Source organism: Nisaea nitritireducens, from assembly GCF_014904795.1.
Taxonomy (GTDB): domain Bacteria; phylum Pseudomonadota; class Alphaproteobacteria; order Thalassobaculales; family Thalassobaculaceae; genus Nisaea; species Nisaea nitritireducens.
Genome location: NZ_JACZFS010000047.1, coordinates 87,741 through 105,117 on the forward strand (window position 1 = coordinate 87,741; position 17,377 = coordinate 105,117).

Genomic DNA, 17,377 nt, shown 5'->3' on the forward strand with positions numbered 1-17,377 from the left:
ATGGACCCATGGCCGGATATGCCGAGCTTCAGGTCTCCAGTAACTTCAGTTTCCTGCGGGGAGCCTCCCACCCTGAAGAACTGGTGGAGACGGCAGCCCGGCTGGGTCATGCGGCCATTGCCGTCGCCGACCGGAACAGCCTCGCCGGTGTAGTCCGGGCCCATATCGCAGCCAGGGCACATGGCATAAAGCTGATCGTCGGCGCGTGCCTCGACCTTGAGGACGGCACGCGTCTGATCTGTCTGCCGACTGACCGGCCTGCTTATGCCCGTCTTTCCCGTATGCTGAGCGTCGGCAAACGCCGCGCCACAAAAGGGGAATGCCTGCTCACCCGTCAGGATGTGATCGAGCATGGTGAAGGCCAGCTCTTTCTGCTGCTGCCGCCACCCCGTCTTCCGGAAGACTATGCTGCGGATCTCAGGTTCTGGGCGGAGGCTTGTCCCGCAGCCTGTCACCTCGCCGCCAGCATGCTCTATCACGGAGATGACGGCCGGAGACTGCGAGCGCTCGCCACGCTCGCTCGTGGAGCCGGTCTGCCTTTGGTCGCAACCAATGACGTGCATTATCACGTACCGGAGCGCCGCCCGCTGCAGGATGTATTGACCTGTATTCGCGCGCATTGCCGGATAGACGACGCGGGCTGGTGGCTCGATGCCAATGCGGAGCGTTACCTGAAACCGCCGGGAGAGATGGCGCGGCTGTTCCGGGACTTGCCCGACGCCGTCGCCGAAACTGTTCGTATTGCCGACCGCTGCCAGTTCTCACTGGACGAGCTGGCTTATGAATATCCCGACGAGATTGTCCCGAACGGCCGGCCGGTACAGGAAGAGCTCGAGGCGCAGACCCTTGCCGGTGCTGCCGAACGCTATCCCGAGGGCATCCCGCAACCGGTGCGGGCTCAGCTTCGGCACGAGCTGGATCTGATCGCCCGGCTCGACTACGCCCCCTATTTCCTGACCGTTTACGACATGGTCCGCTTCGCCCGAAGCCGGAATATCCTCTGTCAGGGGCGGGGCTCGGCGGCGAATTCTGCGGTCTGCTACTGCCTCGGCATCACCTCGGTCGATCCATCCCGGGCCGATCTGCTGTTCGAGCGATTTGTCAGCGAGGAACGCGACGAGCCGCCCGACATCGATGTCGATTTCGAGCATGAGCGGCGCGAGGAGGTCATCCAGTACATCTATCGGAAATACGGAAGGGAGCGTGCGGGTCTGGCGGCCACAGTAATCAGCTACCGTTCCCGAAGCGCGTTGCGGGATGTGGGCAAGGCGATGGGATTGTCTGAGGATGTGGTCGGCCTGTTGTCGTCTCAGGTCTGGGGGCGGCACGGAGATGGTGTCTCGGACGACCGGATCCGCGAGGTCGGTCTCGACCCGGCAGACAGGCGGCTTGCCATGGCGATGAATCTCACCCGGCAACTGATGGGCTTTCCGCGCCATCTCTCCCAGCATGTCGGCGGCTTTGTCATCACTCGCGGGCGCCTGGACGAGTTGGTGCCGATCGAGAATGCGGCGATGCAGGACCGCACCGTGATCGAATGGGACAAGGATGATCTCGATGCGCTGGGAATGCTCAAGGTCGACGTTCTCGCCCTTGGCATGCTGAGTTGCGTACAGAAGGCATTCACCCTGCTGCAGCGCCATTACGGGCTCGAATACGATCTCGCCTCCGTGCCGGCAGAGGACCCAAAAGTCTATGACATGCTGAGCCGTGGAGACAGCCTCGGTGTCTTCCAGGTGGAGAGCAGGGCCCAGATGGCGATGCTGCCTCGCCTGCGTCCGCGGAATTTCTATGACCTTGTCATCGAGGTGGCGATCGTCCGGCCGGGGCCGATTCAGGGCGACATGGTGCATCCGTATCTTCGCCGCCGAGATGGGATCGAGCCGGTAGAGTTTCCGTCCGAAGAGTTGCGGAAGGTGCTGGGCAAGACGCTCGGCGTGCCGCTCTTTCAGGAGCAGGCGATGAAGATCGCCATCGTCGCGGCCGGGTTCACGCCCTCGGAGGCGGACCGGTTGCGCCGCGCCATGGCGACTTTCAAGAAGACCGGTCAGATCGGCCAGTTCCGCGACAAGATGATCGAAGGCATGGTGGAGAGGGAGTATGAGCGCGACTTCGCCGAACGTTGCTTCCGGCAAATCGAGGGGTTCGGCAATTACGGGTTCCCGGAAAGCCACGCCGCCAGTTTTGCTCTGCTGGTTTATGTCTCAAGCTGGTTCAAGTGCCGGTATCCGGCGATGTTCGCCGCGGCGTTGCTGAATTCGCAGCCGATGGGTTTTTACGCCCCGGCACAGATCGTCCGGGATGCGCGCGAGCACGGCGTCACCGTGCTGCCGCCGGACGTCAATCGCATTGGCTGGGACTGCGATCTTGAGCCGGATGGAACGGGCCGTTTTGCACTCCGTCTCGGGCTCCGGCAGATCAAGGGCATGCGTGAGGAAGATGCCGACATGATCGCGGCCTGCCGGGGGCAGGGATACCGCGATCCCGGTGAGCTCTGGCGCCGGGCCGGGATCACGCCTCCGGTGCTGGAAATGCTGGCGCGGGGCGATGCCTTTGCTTCAATGGGGCTGGCCCGGCGCGAGGTGTTCTGGGCTGTCCGCGGCCTTGCCCGTGCTGTGACCGGCCCGGTCCGGTCGGATCGGGACCCGGGCGGCTTGCCGCTCTTCCTTGCAGCCGAAGTCCGGGAGCAGGCACATATCACGCTGCAGGAAGCGGCGGTGCATCTCCCGGCGGCGCCACTCGGGGAACAGGTGGTGGAGGATTATGCCGCGCTCCATCTGTCTCTCAAGGCGCATCCAATATCCTTGCTGCGCTCCAGTCTTGATGGCGATGACTGTATTCGCTGCGAGGATCTCGGCCGGATGCGCGACGGCAAGCGGGTCCGGCTTGGCGGTCTGGTGCTGGTGCGTCAGCGCCCCGGTACGGCAAAGGGTATTATCTTTATCACTCTGGAGGACGAGAGCGGCGTCGCAAATCTGATCGTCTGGCCAGACCGGTTTGAGCAGTTTCGCCGCATTGTGCTCGGCGCCAAGTTTCTTGGCGTCACCGGGCTGGTACAGCGGGAAGGGCGGGTGATCCATGTGGTGGTCGAAAAGCTGGAGGACCTGACCTACAGGCTCGGGTGGCTCACCGACGGTACCGTGGACGAGGCCGGGTTTAACGGGGCCATTGCCAATGCGGACGAGATCTCCCGGCCGCAGGAAGATTACCGTGAGAAACCGCCGCGTCCGAAACTGCCGCTTCACCCGGCGCCGAACCCGGAGCAGATCCGTCCGTCAAAGCCGCTCCACACTCATCCCCGTAATATGAAACCGGACCTGAAGGTGGTAAGCCGGGATTTCCATTGACCGGCCTCGTTGGCCTGGCCGATCGAAGGCCTGATGGTTCAGGAAGGCATATGAAGGCGACGCGATACATCATCTGGCGACGGCTGGATGAGCCGGGCACGGACCTTTGCCGCATCATGCGGAGCGAAGACGCGTGGCATCTCAAGGGCACCGCAACCGGGCTTCACGGCGGAATGCCGTTACATCTCGATTATCATATCGCCTGCGATAGCGACTGGGTGACCCGGAAAGCGCGTTTGCTCGGATGGGCGGATGGCCGCCGGATTGATCTCATTATCCGGCGGGACGATGACGGAGGCTGGACCTGCAACGAAAAGCCGGTCCCGGCCGTTATGGGGGCGTCGGACATTGACCTCGGCTTTACCCCGGCAACAAACACGGTTGCTGTCAGGCGGAGCTGTCTGGCCCCTGGCACTGCCGTTGAAACCACAGCCGCCTGGCTCGACGAGGCTGACTGGAGTCTGAAGCCGCTCCGTCAAATCTATCGCCGCGTGACGAATGACCGGTTTGAGTACGTATCACCCGCCAATGGCTTCAAAGCGATGCTGCTTCTGGATGAAGCGGGGCTGGTTCGTAACTATCCGGGCCTTTGGGCGGCCCTTGATCGTCGGGGCGAGGTTGCCGACGGGAGCAGCACCTAAACGCAGGCAGGCTCCCTGTCCTGGCTGATCAAGTTCCGGCTACTGTCACGGTGAGCGTGTTGAGCAATGTTGCCATAGCACTTTCGTAGTCGTCGCGGCGGGCGCCTTGTGCGATGGCGAGTGCTGCACGATCGAACGAGGCGGAGAGCAAATCCGCAAGGGCCTGCATTTCCGGATCCGGAGCCCGGCCGAAAAGTGCGGCGAGTCCGTCCAGCAACGATCCGCCGCCGGTCTCCCTGTCGATACGGGACATCTCCTCCGGACCGAGCACGGCCGGCCCGTCGAGCAGAAGCAGACGGGCCCGGCCTTCTATGGCCATCGCATCGAAATAGGCATTCGATCCCGATATCAGCGCATCTAGAGGCGTTGCGGCGGCGCAGGCGTTCCGTTCGATTTCCGCGCCTACCGTAGCCGCCTCCCGTTCGACGACAGCGCGGAACAGGTCTTCCTTGTCCCGATAATGGTGATAGAGCGCACCGCGTGTGACGTTTGCTGCCTTGACGATCTCTGGCGTGCCTGTGTCGGCATAGCCATTCTCGATGAAGAGGGTCCGCGCCGCCGAGAGCAGGGCCGCGCGAGTTTCCTTGGTGCGCTCGCGATTGGAGCGGTGGCCGGAATTTTCTTGCATACATACAGCCTGTATGTTTATTGATTTTTACATGCACACTGTATGTAAATGCGAGAGGGAGCGAAAGGGATGAAATGTACGCAGTTCTATCCGGTTATCCTGACAGGCGATGTTCCTGGAACAGTGCGGTTCTACCGGGAGCACTTCCGCTTCGAGCCGGCTTTCGAGAGCGATTGGTACGTCCATCTTCAGTCAATGGAAGACGAGTCTGTAAATATCGCCGTGCTTCAGGGCGACCATGAGACGATCCCCGAGAGCGGTCGTGGCCGTACGGTAGGGCTGATCCTCAATTTCGAGGTACCAGATGTGGATGCGGAATATGCGCGGGTTGAGGCGGCGGCGCTGCCGGTATTGCTGCCGCTGCGGGATGAGCCGTTCGGGCAACGCCATTTCATTACGCAGGACCCGAACGGAGTGCTGATCGATGTCATCACACCGATCGCGCCAAGCCAGGAGTTTCTGGCTCAGTATGCGCCGGAAGCGGTACCGTCCTAGAGGGCAGGGATTAGCAACCCAATCCCGGAAAGCCCAAGCATCCAGAGCAGCACTTTCTTGAACTGCGCGTCATTGATCCGGCGATAGAGCAAAAACCCGAGCGCGCTGCCGAGGATCAGGGCCGGGGCGGAGGCGCCGAGCAGCGTCAGAACATTGTCCGGCAGCCTGTCCTGAAGGACATAGAGGGTCAGAGTGGCGCTGTGCATGGCGGCGTTGAATAGCTGGAAGGTTGCCCGCTGCTTGTCCTTCGGCCATTTCATCAGGCTGCACCAGATCGTCGGCAACACACCGGAGAGGCCGGCGAAACCGCCCATGATACCGCCGCCAAGGCCAACCAGACCGTTCAAAAAAGGATGCTTGCCGGTGATGGCGGGAAATCGGCCGCTCAGCAGCAGGCCACCGCAATAGAGGATCAGTGTGGCGCCGACGAAGATCCGGAAGGGACCGGGATCGACCAGGGGCAGCAGGGCGACGCCGGCAGGAACACCAATCAGGCCGCCCAGGATAAACACCCAGGCCGAGCGGAAATCGATAGAGCGCCAGATCGCCGCGAAGGTGCTGAGCAGCACCAGAAGAGAGCAGATCACCACCATCGGCGCCGCTTCCGCCGGGCTCAACACATGCGCCCAGATGCCGAGCGAGGTGATGGCGAAAGCAAAACCGGCGAGCCCGGAAGCGAGTGCACCGGCAAAGGCGCCTAGTGCAATGACACCGTAGTAGAAGAGTTCGTTTTCCAAGATCAGAACCGCTCCTCGCCACGCTGGCGCTGCGGGTCCGGGAAATCGCGGTAGAGCGTGAAGCGGACGTTCTGGACCTTCGAGTTCACCGCATGATGAAAGCTCTCGACCGGCTCGCTGCGGGTCGAGACGTGGTTGAAGGCGGCATCGAGTTGCGCCAGGTCCTTCGTCTCGAGCCACATATGGAATTCGGTCCCGTCGGCGGGGCCGAGCCCGAGCTTGCGACGGGTAATCCGGGAGCCCTCGATCAGGCCTTCCTGCTTCAGGTGCGCGAAGTAGCTCTGGACGGAGTCTGCGAAATCCATGTCAGACACGTCCGGCTTCAGGTCGCAGTAAATATGGTAGAAATCCATAAAAGTTCAGTCCCAGATAAATGCCGCCCGGGAACCAGGTGCCAGAAAGGGGCGAAAATGGGAGCTGGCGAGATTAGATAACTCTGCTCCAGCCTCTGGTTACGGTCTGTTTGGATCATCCGGACGACCTAGCGTGAAGGCAACCCGTCAGTGAGAATTGATCAGTCTGTTTTGGTCTCAATTCTATAAATGAGCATACCGAAACTGTGTCGGAACCTTGTCGGACGTTGATTTTTCAGTTTTTCGAGCGATGAACAGGATAGTCCAAACTCCATCGCCCATTTTTCCATACAAATGATCTGTTGGGTTATCATAAGTATTGTAAGGTTGAATTGAAATTTTTGAATGACCGTCTTTTCCTGAGCTCTTAATTAAAGCGCAATTCAATATTTCGTATTCATTGGCTCTGTAATAGTCGAAAAAAAGAGTGGGTGAAAGTTGATAAAATCCATGATCAACAGTGTTGTTTGCTGGTCCCGCGTGAATTACTACGCCGTTTGGTTTGAGCAACTCGTGGCAGGAATTCAATGCATTTGGCACGTTGAATACATGCTCTATCGTGCCATTGTTGTAGACGACGTCGAACTGGCCAATCCATTCGGGTGGCGGGGTCGGCTCGTTGAGATCATGAATGACCTCAGACGCTTCATATGCCGATTTGTCCGAAGACAAAGCCTCGTCATATCCGAGGCATTCGAAGAAGAGGTGGTCAGGTACCGGCTCGTCCCGAGGGTGATCTTTCAGCTGCTTTGGAATGTCGAGGCCCGACGCGGAAAGTCGTTGTTCTAGATAATCGGCAGTGAGGGAAGAAGGCGATAGACGACCAAGCGCCAGAAAACGACCGCCTAGCTTAAATGTGGTCGAGCAATGGACCAACATATCACATGTAAACGGAGCGAGAGGGATGGCCGCCTCCTATTGCTTATTATGTGCTCGGAAAGGTGCTTTTGAGCGGAACCTGCTGTCGACGGTATCGAATTCTGTTTGCTTCGCACAGAAAAAACAGGCCGCCCTAAGGCGGCCTGTTTGTCGTTCTTGGATGTTGAGACTTGTTAGCCCATCGCCTTCTGCAGGTTCTCGTCCAGTTTGGACAGGAACTGCTGGGTTGTGAGCCAGGGCTGGTCCGGGCTGATCAGCAGCGCCAGATCCTTGGTCATATCGCCGGCTTCGACAGTGTCGACACAGACTTTTTCCAGAGCTTCGGCGAACCTTGCAACTTCCGGCGTCTCGTCGAACTTGGCGCGGTAGGCGAGGCCACGGCTCCAGGCAAAGATCGAGGCGATCGGGTTGGTCGAGGTTTCCTTGCCCTGCTGATGCTGACGGTAGTGACGCGTAACGGTGCCGTGGGCGGCTTCCGCTTCGACCGTCTTCCCGTCCGGGGTCATCAGCACAGAGGTCATCAGGCCGAGCGAGCCGAAGCCCTGGGCCACGGTGTCGGACTGCACGTCGCCGTCATAGTTCTTACAGGCCCAGACGAAACCGCCGGACCATTTCATTGCGGCCGCGACCATGTCGTCGATCAGGCGATGTTCGTAGATGATGCCCTTGGCTTTGAACTTCGACTCGAACTCTTCCTCGAAGACTTCCTGGAACAGATCCTTGAAGCGGCCGTCATAGGCCTTGAGGATGGTGTTCTTGGTCGAGAGATAGACCGGCCAGCCAAGATCGAGACCGTAGTTCAGGCAGGCCCGCGCGAAACCGCGGATCGACTCGTCCAGGTTATACATGGACATGGCAACGCCGCCGCCCGGGAAGTCGTAGACTTCGTGGGTGATGGCTTCGCCGCCGTCTGCCGGCTGGAAGGTCATGGTGAGCTTGCCCGGACCCTTCACCACCATGTCGGTGGCGCGATACTGGTCACCGAAGGCGTGACGGCCGATGACGATCGGCTGGGTCCAGCCCGGGACCAGCCGGGGCACGTTCTTGCAAATGATCGGCTGACGGAACACGGTGCCGCCGAGGATGTTGCGGATCGTGCCGTTCGGCGAGCGCCACATCTTCTTCAGGCCGAATTCCTCGACCCGGGCTTCGTCCGGCGTGATGGTCGCGCATTTGACGCCGACGCCGTATTCCTTGATCGCATTCGCGGAGTCGATGGTGATCTGGTCATCCGTCTCGTCGCGCTTTTCCATGCCGAGATCGTAATATTTGAGATCGACATCGAGGTACGGGAGGATGAGTTTTTCCTTGATCATCTCCCAGATGATCCGGGTCATCTCGTCGCCGTCGAGCTCGACGATAGGATTTTTGACCTTGATCTTCGCCATCTAGCTGGCTCCCTTGTGGATGGATTTCTTGAGCTGCGGCGGCAAAATATCAGCTAGGCGGCGCAATGCAAGATGCGCGCGCCGGGCCTGCTGCCATGATGCCGCGTTGTTAAGGAAGTTCAGACCCACTTTGAGTCGACACTTCCGTGTGTCACGGGAACGGCCGCGACCAATGGGAAGACCTCTTCCACGCTATTCGCGACCTGGATGATCGCGCGGTTCTCTTCCCGTGCGAACCCTGTCGCGACGAGATGGTCGACCAACGTCAGGAGCGGATCCCAGAAGCCGTTGATATTGGCGATCACCACCGGCTTTTTAGAGAGGCCGAGCTGTGTCCAGGTCACAACCTCGAAGGTCTCGTCCATGGTGCCGAGGCCGCCGGGCAGGATCACGAACGCATCGGAGCGCTCATACATGATCCGTTTACGGTCATGCATGTTGTCGGTGACGACCAACTCGTTCAGTCCCTCATGGCCGACTTCATAATCCTGCAGGAATTTCGGGATCACGCCGAGGACCGAGGCGCCGGAAGCGAGTGCGGCGTCCGCGGCAATGCCCATCAGGCCAACATGGCCGCCGCCATAGACGAGATCGTACCCTTTCTCGCCGACAAGGGTGCCGAACTGGGTTGCTGCCTGCCGGAAGGCCTCATCGACTCTCCCGGAGGAACCGCAGAATACGCAGATGGATTTTTTCTCTTTCATAAGATCGTCTATCTCACCCTCTCAGGATCCGGTCAAGCGGCAAGAAATCACAGTTTTCCGCTGCATTGCGCCCGCGATTGTAAGAGTTTATTGTTAACGAACCGCGTGTTGGAGCCCCGAAGTATGTTATCGAAGCCGTATCTGATCGGCGCTGCCGGAATCCTGGTACTCGCCTCGGCCGTGGGGCTGGTTTATTGGACCACGGATGAGGGCGGTTTGCCGCTTCCGGTGGAGACGCCGGCTGTGACAAACTCCGCCGTCGCGCCAGCGCCGAAAACGGCTGCAAAAGCGCCGGATACAACGAGTCCGCCGGCTGTCGCCGAGACGCCAGCACCTGTGGCAGAGAAACCGGATCTCGCTGAGCCGAGTTTCGACGTTGTCCGTGTCGACCCCGAGGGCAACACGGTTATTGCAGGAAAGGCGAAGCCGAACGCGAACGTCCGGATCATGGACGGTGAGCGGAAAATCGGCGAGGTGCAGGCTGACGACAAGGGGGACTGGGTCTTCCTTCCGGAGCAGAAACTGCCGTCGGGCAGCAGCGTTCTGACTCTCGAAAGCGATACCGGCACGGATACGGAAGCGCCGTCCAAATCTGATAATGCGGTGGTCGTTGTGATCCCGGAAAAGGGCAAGGACATCGCCGGGCGCGAAACCAAGGCGACGGAAAAGCCGTTGGCCATGGTGGTACCGCGCGATCAGGCTTCCAGCGCGCCGACCAAGATATTGCAGGCGCCGCAGCCGAAACCCGAACCTGCCGGGGCGGCGACAGAAACACCGAAGGTTCAGTCCTTCCCCGAAACCGAAACGGCGAAGGCGGATGGCACAGCCTCCCCGGACGCCGAAACCGATGTCACGCTTGACGTGATCGACTATGACGACACAGGCGCCGTCGTCTTCAGCGGCAAGACTGCGCCGGACACTGAAGTTCAGATTTATGTCGACAATAAACTGGCGGCGCGGGCGACGTCCGACGCCGACGGAAACTGGTCGGCGAAGCCGGAACAGAATATCGAAACCGGAACCCATCAGGTGCGGGTCGACAAGGTGACGACGAGCGGCCAGGTGGTTGCTCGTATCGAGCTGCCTTTCATCCGCGCCGTGCCGATCACGGGATTGCCGAAAGACTCGGTGGTGATTATACAGCCCGGCAACAATCTCTGGCGGATCGCCAGCCGGGTCTATGGCTCCGGCTTCCGCTATACCGAGATCTATCAGGCGAACAGCGACCAGATCCGCGATCCCGACCTGATCTATCCGGGCCAGGTCTTCGGGTTGCCGACAGTCAACTAACCGGACGGAAAACGAATGTTAAATCAGCAGGACGATGGCGTTCTGAAGGGCGTGCTGGTCCCCGTGGCACGCGAAGGGTACCCGTTCATCGCCGCTTTTGCGGTGCTGACACTGCTGCTCTACGCCGTGTGGGAGCCGCTTGGCTTTGTTGGCCTGGTGCTGACGATGTGGTGCATCTACTTTTTCCGTAACCCGGACCGGGTGACCCCGAGCCGCGAGGGACTGGTCATCACGCCCGCCGACGGCGTTGTCCAGATGATCGTCGATGCGCCGCCGCCGAAGCAGCTCGACATGGGCGACGAGCCGATGTGCCGGGTCAGCGTCTTCATGAATGTTTTCGACTGCCATGTGAACCGCATCCCGGTCGATGGGCAGGTCTGCAAACTGGCTTATGTTCCCGGCAAATTCGTGAACGCCGCTTTCGACAAGGCGAGCGAAGAGAACGAGCGTCAGCTCGTTGCCGTCGAGATGAAGGACGGGCGCAAGGTCGCCTTCGTGCAGATCGCCGGTTTGGTCGCGCGCCGTATCATCTGTTATCTTCAGGAAGATCAGGCCGTGCAGGCGGGTGAGCGGTTCGGTCTGATCCGCTTCGGCAGCCGGGTCGATGTCTATCTTCCGAAAGGCGTTAATCCTCTGGTCGCGGTCGGACAGCGCGCTGTCGCGGGCGAGACCGTGATTGCCGATCTGAATTCCGCCGAGGCGGCGCGTAAGGGCGAGATCCGCTAGGTACTGGCGGTTCCGACAACTGGACACGGATAAAAGCACCATGATCAGGGGCAGACGGCGCCGGCTTCCGGTGATTTCGATCAGCAAGCTGATTCCGAACATGATTACGGTCATGGCGCTGTGCGCCGGGCTGTCCGGGGTCCGGTTCGCCCTGAACGAGCAATGGACGCTGGCCGTCGGCGCCATCGCCGTCGCCGCCATCCTCGATACGCTCGATGGCAGCATGGCAAGGCTCCTGAAGGGGCAGAGCAAGTTCGGCGCCGAGCTCGACTCGCTCGGCGACTTCATCAGCTTCGGCGTCTCACCGGCGCTGATCCTGTTCCTCTGGTCGACCCAGGAGCTGAAAAGCTTCGGCTGGATGGCGGCGCTGTTCTTTGCCACCTGTATGGCGTTGCGTCTGGCCCGTTTCAACACGAAGACCGAAGACCCGACCCTGCCGCCCTTCACCTACCGCTTCTTCACCGGAGTCCCGGCTCCGGCCGCCGCCGGCCTTGGCCTGCTGCCTCTTATCCTGAGCTTTGAGGTGGATTTCGGCTTCCTGCACCAGCCGCACTTCCTCGCGATCTGGCAGGTCGTTGTCGGTTTGCTGATGGTCTCGCAGGTCCCGACCTATTCCTTCAAGGGCGCCCGGGTGCCGCAGAAACTGGTGCTGCCGCTCCTGATTGTGGTCGGCGGCTGTGTCGCTTGGCTGGTCAGCGCGCCCTGGCAGTTCTTTGCCGCCTTTATCTTCACCTATCTGCTTTCACTTCCGCTCAGCTACCGCTCCTATCTGCGCCTACAGCGTAAGGTGGATGTGGAGGCGGACGAAGAGAGGGATGCTGGTCATGAATCCTCCGGTCCGAGTGAGAATGTGACTCCGATTGAGAAATCTAAGAGAGAGAAATGAAATTCTTCTTAATTGGTCTTGTTTTTGTTAAATAAAAAGTGAAACCCTTAGTGCTATAAGGGAGGGTGTTTGAGTGTTTGTGAGGTGAGTGCGATTTTGGAGTTTTTTAATTTCATTCAAGGGTTTGTGTTTAGTAAAGAGTTTCAGATTTCTCTTTGGTCGGCGATTTTTTCTTCAGTTATTGTCTCTGTTTTCATTGCTTTGATTGTGAATTATTACACGAATTTCTTTAAATCTCCTGACATAACGATGTTGGTAAAACAAGGCGATGAGTACAGTGACAAATTAATGTTTGTGGAGGCGCCGAATGGAAAATATGAAGCGACCTTCAAATTTTCCATAAGAAATAAAGGCACGCAGGTTTTGAAGCCAGAAGAGGGGTATTGGCACATTTATCTTCCAAGTGGTTGGAGGATTAATGTTGATGAAGAAAAGGGAGTTCCAAGTTACATTGATCCAGGTGCGCCAAATCATCTTAGAGAATTAATTCGCCTTCCAGTGTATCCAAATTCATTCACCGATTTGGGTGAGTATTTTACGTTTTCGATAGAAAAAGTGCATTTCAATTCTCCGGAGATCCATTTCTTTTTTGAAACGAATTATGGGTTTTTTCCGGATCGTATCAAAAGAGATCGGAAAACAGGGCTTATTAAGTTCGATGATTTTGGAAAAATTAAAATTTCTGTAAGGTGAAAAATATATTTCTCCTATTTTTCTCGTCGACATGACTTTTTTGTAAAATATTCAAGCTTTTCTTGTGCAAGTGATAGTTGTTGTTTTTCGTTTGTGATTATTATTTTTGATTGGCTGTGTTTGTGTTTCCAGATTAGGTTTCCCGTGTTCGCGAATTTTATTCGGAGCTTTTGCGCGCGAGGTAGACCGTCTGCGTGAAGGGGCGGTCCTGCAGCGGGTTGTGGAAAGTCACCGGCTCGGCCCAGGCTCCTGCGAACGCACCGGATAGCCTTTCGGTGAAGGCCGGATCGGGTTTGTCGTTTGACCAGAGACCGAAGATGCCGCCGGGCTTGAGATGCGCGGAAAGCGCTCCCAGACCTTCGGGGCCGTAGAAGCCGGCACTGCGGTCGTCGAGCAGTGCTTCCGGCGAATGGTCGATATCGACCAGAATGGCGTCGAAGCGGCGACCGGGGTCGTCGGGATCGAAACCGGCTTCGCTCGCGGCTCCTGCAAAGAAGTCACCCTGGACCAGTTTGCAGCGCGGATCGTCCGCCACCTCCGTGCCGAGCGGCAGCAGCCCTTCGCGGTGCCAGTCGATCACCGCCTCCAGCATGTCGATCACCAGCAGAGAGCCGACGCTGTCATCCTCCAGGACGGCCTTGGCCGTGTAGCCGAGGCCGAGCCCGCCGACCAGGATGTCGAGCTTGTCACCGGTAAGCGGAGCAAGCCCCAGCTCGGCGAGGGCGATCTCCGAAGCCGTGAACAGGCTCGACATGAGATGCTCGTCCCCGAGCATGATCTCGAAGACATCGACGCCGAGCGACAGCTCGCGCCGCCGCCGGAGACTGATGGCGCCGATTGGCGTGGGCCGGTAGTCAAGTTCCTCGAAATACAGGCTCATACGGCTCGCGATCCTTCTCGGGCCAGCGGCTCCAGTCTGACCTGACCGGATTAATCCGGTGTGTTGGCGTTCCCGTCACCCAGCTTCTGTGCCAGTGAGGCTTCCAGGAACTGGTCGATATCGCCATCGAGCACGGCCTGTGTCGCGGAAGTCTCCACGTTGGTCCGCAGATCCTTGACCATCTGATAGGGCTGCAGCACGTAGGAGCGTATCTGATGGCCCCAGCCGATATCGGATTTCCCCGCCTCAATCTCGGTTGCCTCATCTTCGCGCCGTTGCAGCTCCGCCTCGTACAGACGCGCTTTCAGCATGTCCATGGCGGTTGCCCGGTTGCGGTGCTGCGAGCGGTCATTCTGACACTGTACGACGATATTTGTCGCGATATGGGTGATCCGAACAGCCGAGTCGGTTCTGTTGACGTGCTGACCACCAGCACCAGATGCCCGGTAGGTATCAACCCGGATATCCTTGTCTTCAATCACGATATCGATGCTGTCATCGATCACCGGATAGACCCAGATACTGGAAAAACTCGTATGGCGGCGCGCGGCGCTGTCATAGGGCGAGATCCGCACCAGACGATGTACGCCACTCTCGGTCTTCAGCCAGCCATAGGCATTATGGCCGTTTACCTTGATGGTGGCGGATTTGAGTCCGGCTTCTTCACCGGCGCTCTCTTCCAGCCAGTCGACCTTGTAGCCGTGGCTTTCGCACCAGCGCGTATACATGCGCAGCAGCATCGAGGCCCAGTCCTGAGCCTCTGTACCGCCGGCACCTGCGTGGACTTCGAGGTAGCAGTCGAATCCGTCCGCCTCGCCGGAGAGCAAACTCTCGATCTGGCGTTTGGCGCAGACTTCCTTCAACCCGAAAATCGTCGCCTCGGCTTCGGCGATGATATCGGAATCCTCTTCCATCTCACCCAGTTCGATGAGTTCGATGGCGTCGGCAAGGTCCTGTTCGAGCTGCTTAACGCCGTTGAGGTTTTTCTCAAGCTGGGTCCGTTCGCGCATCAGTTTCTGTGCGCGGTCAGCATCGTCCCAGAGGCTCTGATCCTCGACGAGGGCGTTCAGTTCCGAAAGGCGGACATGGGAAACATCCCAGTCAAAGATGCCTCCTCAGCAGCTCTATCGACTGCTTGATCTCTTCGGCGGTCGCGGTGATCTCGGCACGCATGGCCGACGCACTCCCTGATTGGATTGGAAAGACGTGGGCGCTCTTAATATAGGCCGGAGCCGCGTCCCGCAACCGGAGCCGTGTTACCGGGGCCTGTCGAGTCCCATCCGGCGGTATCGCCGCCGAACACGATCTCGCTTTCGCCGGTCGGCTCGGTGCCGCTCTTGAAGCTCTCTACCATGACGTCCCGGTCGCCCGGCTGGGCCAGGGCGCCGGTCGCGACATTGATCCGGACCTTGCGGACACCCGGCGGAATCCGGAAGGGGATGGAGGGCTGATCAGCCAGCGCCTTCTCCATGAAATGCTTGAAGAGAGGCGCGGCGACGTTGGAGCCGGTATCCCGCGGTCCCAGCGTTTTGGGCTGGTCGAAGCCGACAAAAGCACCGACCGCAAGGTCGGGGGTGAAGCCGACGAACCAGGTGTCGATATTATCGTTCGTGGTGCCCGTCTTGCCGGCGAGCGGCTTGCCGATGGTGGATATTCGCCGGCCAGTACCGCGCTTCACGACGCCTTCCAGCATGCTGACCATCTGATATGCCGAGGCCGGATCGGCGACCTGCTCGCGCGTGTCCGGGATAGCCGGGACCGGCTCGATCCGCCAACGGGTGGCGATGCAGCCGTTACAATTCCGCGCGTCATGACGGTAGATGGTGCGACCGTTGCGGTCCTGCACCCGGTCGATCAGTGTCGGCACGACACGTTTTCCGCCATTCACCAGCATGGAATAGGCGGTCGTCATTCTGATCAGGGTGGTTTCCCCGGCACCGAGCGCCATCGAGAGATGTTTCGGCATGTCCTCGTCGATGCCGAAGCGCCGGGCATAGTCGGTAACGAGATCCATACCGATGGTCTGGGCGAGGCGCACCGTCATCAGGTTCCGCGACTTTTCGATACCGAGCCGCATCGGGCTTGGGCCGTAGAACTTCTTGGTGTAGTTCGCGGGCTTCCATTTCCCGAGGCCGGGACCCTGATCGATCACGAAGGGGGCATCCAGGATACGGGTCGCCGGCGTGTAGCCGTTATCGAGCGCTGCCAGGTAGATGAAAGGCTTGAAGGCAGAACCGGGCTGTCGGGAGGCCTGGGTGACCCGGTTGAACTGGCTGTCACGGAAGCTCCAGCCGCCAGAGAGCGCCAGCACGCGGCCCGTATGCGGGTCCATGGCGACGAGACCGCCATCGACATTCGGGATCTGGCGTAGGGTAAAGGTGTTCGGCGGGTATTCCTTGCCGTCATCGTCCTTGGCAACCGCCTCGACGAAGATCACATCGCCCGGTGCCAGGACATCGGAGGCTTTCTTTACGCTGTTGCCAAGCCGCTGCTTCTCACGCCATTCCCGTGCCCAGGTCATCTCGCCGAGAGGGATCATGCCGAAGGATCCATCCTCGAAGCCGATCTGCACATGCTTTTCCTCGACGATCAGGGTGAGCGCCTTGCGCCAACCGGGCAAAGCACTTTCAGAGACCTGGAACTCCCCGAGGGCGTCGCCCCAACCGGCCACGACATCGATCTGGCCGAGTGGGCCACGCCAACCATGCCGGCGGTCGTAATGCATCAGTCCCCAGTGCAGGGCCTCGTCCGCGATACGCTGCAGCTTCGGATCAAGTGTGGTGCGGACGGAGAGGCCGCCTTCATAAAGGCCGTCTTCGCCGAACCGATCGACCAGCCAGCGCCGGACCTCTTCGGCGAAATAATCGGCCTGTGCCACCTCGGTCACCGTCCGCTTGTGTGTGGCGAGCGGCTGTTCCCTTGCCGTCTCCGCATCTTCGGCAGTGATGAAGCCGTTTTCCTGCATCTGACCGATCACCCAGTTGCGCCGGGCGATGGCGGCGTCATGTTTGCGGTCCGGATGGTAGTTGTTCGGGGCCTTTGGAAGAGCGGCAAGATAGGCGGCCTCGGCGATGCTCAATTCATCCAGGCTCTTGTCGAAGTAATTCAGCGCGGCGGCGGCGACCCCGTAGGAGCGCAGGCCCAGATAGATTTCATTCAGATAAAGCTCGAGTATCCGGTCCTTGCTGATCGCGCGCTCGATGCGCAGTGCCAGAATGGCTTCCTTGGCCTTGCGTTCGATGGAAACCTCGTTGGTCAGCAGGAAGTTTTTCGCGACCTGCTGGGTAATGGTCGAGGCCCCGCGGGGGCGTCGGTTCTGGGCAAGGTTGCGCACATTGTCGACAACCGCCTTGGCGAGGCCGATGAAGTCGATACCGGGGTGGCTGTAGAAATTCTTGTCCTCGGCCGAGAGGAAGGCCTTGATGACCCGGCGCGGCATGGCATCGATCGGCACGAAAACCCTGCGCTGGCGGGCATATTCGCTGAGCAGGCGTCCGTCACCCGCATGCACGCGGGTCATCACCGGAGGCTCGTAATCTGCCAGTTGCTTGTAGTCCGGTAACCCGCGGCCGAAATGGTGCAGGCCCCACAGGACACCGCCCACGGCGATCACGCAGCCGATCAGAAACGTCGAGAACAGAACTAAAACCCAGCGCATGCGCCGATTAATGCCTCCGGTTGCGCAGCCGACGGGCTGCATGCCAAGCGCACAATACCATTTTCAATGTGA

Annotated in this window: 16 protein-coding genes; 7 read left to right on the forward strand and 9 right to left on the reverse strand. The window is 59.4% G+C overall.

From position 1 onward, the window contains the following. The first annotated feature begins 8 nt into the window (after positions 1–8). Together IG629_RS16280 and IG629_RS16285 are read left to right on the forward strand one after the other, a co-directional pair. Positions 9–3,347, forward strand: coding sequence for an error-prone DNA polymerase (locus tag IG629_RS16280; protein ID WP_193172987.1), 3,339 nt, complete (start codon positions 9–11; stop codon positions 3,345–3,347). 50 nt (positions 3,348–3,397) lie between these two features. Then, entirely contained in the window at positions 3,398–3,988 is a 591-nt protein-coding gene (locus IG629_RS16285; RefSeq protein ID WP_193172988.1) for a putative glycolipid-binding domain-containing protein, read from the forward strand. A gap of 28 nt (positions 3,989–4,016) precedes the next feature. Here the strand turns inward: IG629_RS16285 and IG629_RS16290 are convergent, their stop codons facing one another. Next, positions 4,017–4,616 carry a TetR/AcrR family transcriptional regulator gene (locus tag IG629_RS16290; protein ID WP_193172989.1) on the reverse strand — a complete coding sequence of 200 codons (600 nt, stop codon included), beginning with the start codon at positions 4,614–4,616 and terminating at the stop codon, positions 4,017–4,019. A 69-nt stretch (positions 4,617–4,685) separates the two neighbouring features. Between IG629_RS16290 and IG629_RS16295 the strand changes: the two genes are divergently transcribed. Beyond that, on the forward strand, positions 4,686–5,111 hold the full coding sequence (locus tag IG629_RS16295; RefSeq protein WP_193172990.1) for a VOC family protein: 426 nt from the start codon (positions 4,686–4,688) through the stop codon (positions 5,109–5,111). On the opposite strand, the gene IG629_RS16300 is transcribed toward IG629_RS16295, so the two are convergent. From IG629_RS16300 to IG629_RS16320, 5 genes are all read right to left on the reverse strand, one after another. Continuing rightward, complete coding sequence (locus IG629_RS16300) at positions 5,108–5,848, reverse strand: sulfite exporter TauE/SafE family protein (protein ID WP_193172991.1); 741 nt, start codon at positions 5,846–5,848, stop codon at positions 5,108–5,110. The two genes, IG629_RS16295 and IG629_RS16300, sit on opposite strands and share 4 nt — an antisense overlap. A 2-nt stretch (positions 5,849–5,850) precedes the next feature. After that, positions 5,851–6,201, reverse strand: a complete 351-nt coding sequence (locus IG629_RS16305; protein WP_193172992.1) for a DUF6614 family protein — start codon at positions 6,199–6,201, stop codon at positions 5,851–5,853. A gap of 183 nt (positions 6,202–6,384) precedes the next feature. Further along, positions 6,385–7,080: a class I SAM-dependent methyltransferase gene (locus IG629_RS16310; RefSeq protein ID WP_193172993.1), complete on the reverse strand. Its 696-nt coding sequence runs from the start codon at positions 7,078–7,080 to the stop codon at positions 6,385–6,387. 173 nt (positions 7,081–7,253) lie between these two features. Then, positions 7,254–8,468, reverse strand: a complete 1,215-nt coding sequence (locus IG629_RS16315; protein ID WP_193172994.1) for an NADP-dependent isocitrate dehydrogenase — start codon at positions 8,466–8,468, stop codon at positions 7,254–7,256. A gap of 119 nt (positions 8,469–8,587) precedes the next feature. Further along, positions 8,588–9,172, reverse strand: coding sequence for an LOG family protein (locus IG629_RS16320; RefSeq protein ID WP_193172995.1), 585 nt, complete (start codon positions 9,170–9,172; stop codon positions 8,588–8,590). A gap of 123 nt (positions 9,173–9,295) precedes the next feature. Here IG629_RS16320 and IG629_RS16325 point away from each other — a divergent pair, with 123 nt between their 5' ends. From IG629_RS16325 to IG629_RS16340, 4 genes are all read left to right on the forward strand, one after another. Further along, entirely contained in the window at positions 9,296–10,462 is a 1,167-nt protein-coding gene (locus IG629_RS16325; protein WP_193172996.1) for a LysM peptidoglycan-binding domain-containing protein, read from the forward strand. A gap of 15 nt (positions 10,463–10,477) precedes the next feature. Continuing rightward, positions 10,478–11,188 carry a phosphatidylserine decarboxylase gene (locus IG629_RS16330; RefSeq protein ID WP_193172997.1) on the forward strand — a complete coding sequence of 237 codons (711 nt, stop codon included), beginning with the start codon at positions 10,478–10,480 and terminating at the stop codon, positions 11,186–11,188. A gap of 40 nt (positions 11,189–11,228) precedes the next feature. Beyond that, entirely contained in the window at positions 11,229–12,074 is an 846-nt protein-coding gene (locus tag IG629_RS16335) for a CDP-alcohol phosphatidyltransferase family protein (protein ID WP_193172998.1), read from the forward strand. Between the two features lie 69 nt (positions 12,075–12,143). Continuing rightward, complete coding sequence (locus IG629_RS16340; protein ID WP_193172999.1) at positions 12,144–12,767, forward strand: hypothetical protein; 624 nt, start codon at positions 12,144–12,146, stop codon at positions 12,765–12,767. Between the two features lie 157 nt (positions 12,768–12,924). Here the strand turns inward: IG629_RS16340 and IG629_RS16345 are convergent, their stop codons facing one another. The 3 genes from IG629_RS16345 to IG629_RS16355 all read right to left on the reverse strand — a co-directional run bounded on the left by IG629_RS16345 (position 12,925) and on the right by IG629_RS16355 (position 17,305). Continuing rightward, positions 12,925–13,647, reverse strand: a complete 723-nt coding sequence (locus IG629_RS16345) for a polyamine aminopropyltransferase (RefSeq protein WP_193173000.1) — start codon at positions 13,645–13,647, stop codon at positions 12,925–12,927. Between the two features lie 50 nt (positions 13,648–13,697). Beyond that, a protein-coding gene (prfB, locus tag IG629_RS16350; protein WP_193173001.1) for a peptide chain release factor 2 occupies positions 13,698–14,820 on the reverse strand; the annotation gives its coding sequence in 2 pieces (ribosomal slippage) (positions 13,698–14,750 and positions 14,752–14,820; 1,122 coding nt in all). Between the two features lie 43 nt (positions 14,821–14,863). Continuing rightward, entirely contained in the window at positions 14,864–17,305 is a 2,442-nt protein-coding gene (locus IG629_RS16355; protein ID WP_193173002.1) for a penicillin-binding protein 1A, read from the reverse strand. Between the last annotated feature and the right edge of the window lie 72 nt (positions 17,306–17,377).

Bases quoted from the DNA above. Each gene is read 5' to 3' on its own strand.
- IG629_RS16280 (WP_193172987.1), top strand. From the start codon at position 9: ATGGCCGGATATGCCGAGCTTCAGGTCTCCAGTAACTTCAGTTTCCTG.
- IG629_RS16285 (WP_193172988.1), top strand. From the start codon at position 3,398: ATGAAGGCGACGCGATACATCATCTGGCGACGGCTGGATGAGCCGGGC.
- IG629_RS16290 (WP_193172989.1), bottom strand. From the start codon at position 4,616: ATGCAAGAAAATTCCGGCCACCGCTCCAATCGCGAGCGCACCAAGGAA.
- IG629_RS16295 (WP_193172990.1), top strand. From the start codon at position 4,686: ATGAAATGTACGCAGTTCTATCCGGTTATCCTGACAGGCGATGTTCCT.
- IG629_RS16305 (WP_193172992.1), bottom strand. From the start codon at position 6,201: ATGGATTTCTACCATATTTACTGCGACCTGAAGCCGGACGTGTCTGAC.
- IG629_RS16310 (WP_193172993.1), bottom strand. From the start codon at position 7,080: ATGTTGGTCCATTGCTCGACCACATTTAAGCTAGGCGGTCGTTTTCTG.
- IG629_RS16315 (WP_193172994.1), bottom strand. From the start codon at position 8,468: ATGGCGAAGATCAAGGTCAAAAATCCTATCGTCGAGCTCGACGGCGAC.
- IG629_RS16320 (WP_193172995.1), bottom strand. From the start codon at position 9,172: ATGAAAGAGAAAAAATCCATCTGCGTATTCTGCGGTTCCTCCGGGAGA.
- IG629_RS16325 (WP_193172996.1), top strand. From the start codon at position 9,296: ATGTTATCGAAGCCGTATCTGATCGGCGCTGCCGGAATCCTGGTACTC.
- IG629_RS16330 (WP_193172997.1), top strand. From the start codon at position 10,478: ATGTTAAATCAGCAGGACGATGGCGTTCTGAAGGGCGTGCTGGTCCCC.
- IG629_RS16335 (WP_193172998.1), top strand. From the start codon at position 11,229: ATGATCAGGGGCAGACGGCGCCGGCTTCCGGTGATTTCGATCAGCAAG.
- IG629_RS16345 (WP_193173000.1), bottom strand. From the start codon at position 13,647: ATGAGCCTGTATTTCGAGGAACTTGACTACCGGCCCACGCCAATCGGC.
- IG629_RS16355 (WP_193173002.1), bottom strand. From the start codon at position 17,305: ATGCGCTGGGTTTTAGTTCTGTTCTCGACGTTTCTGATCGGCTGCGTG.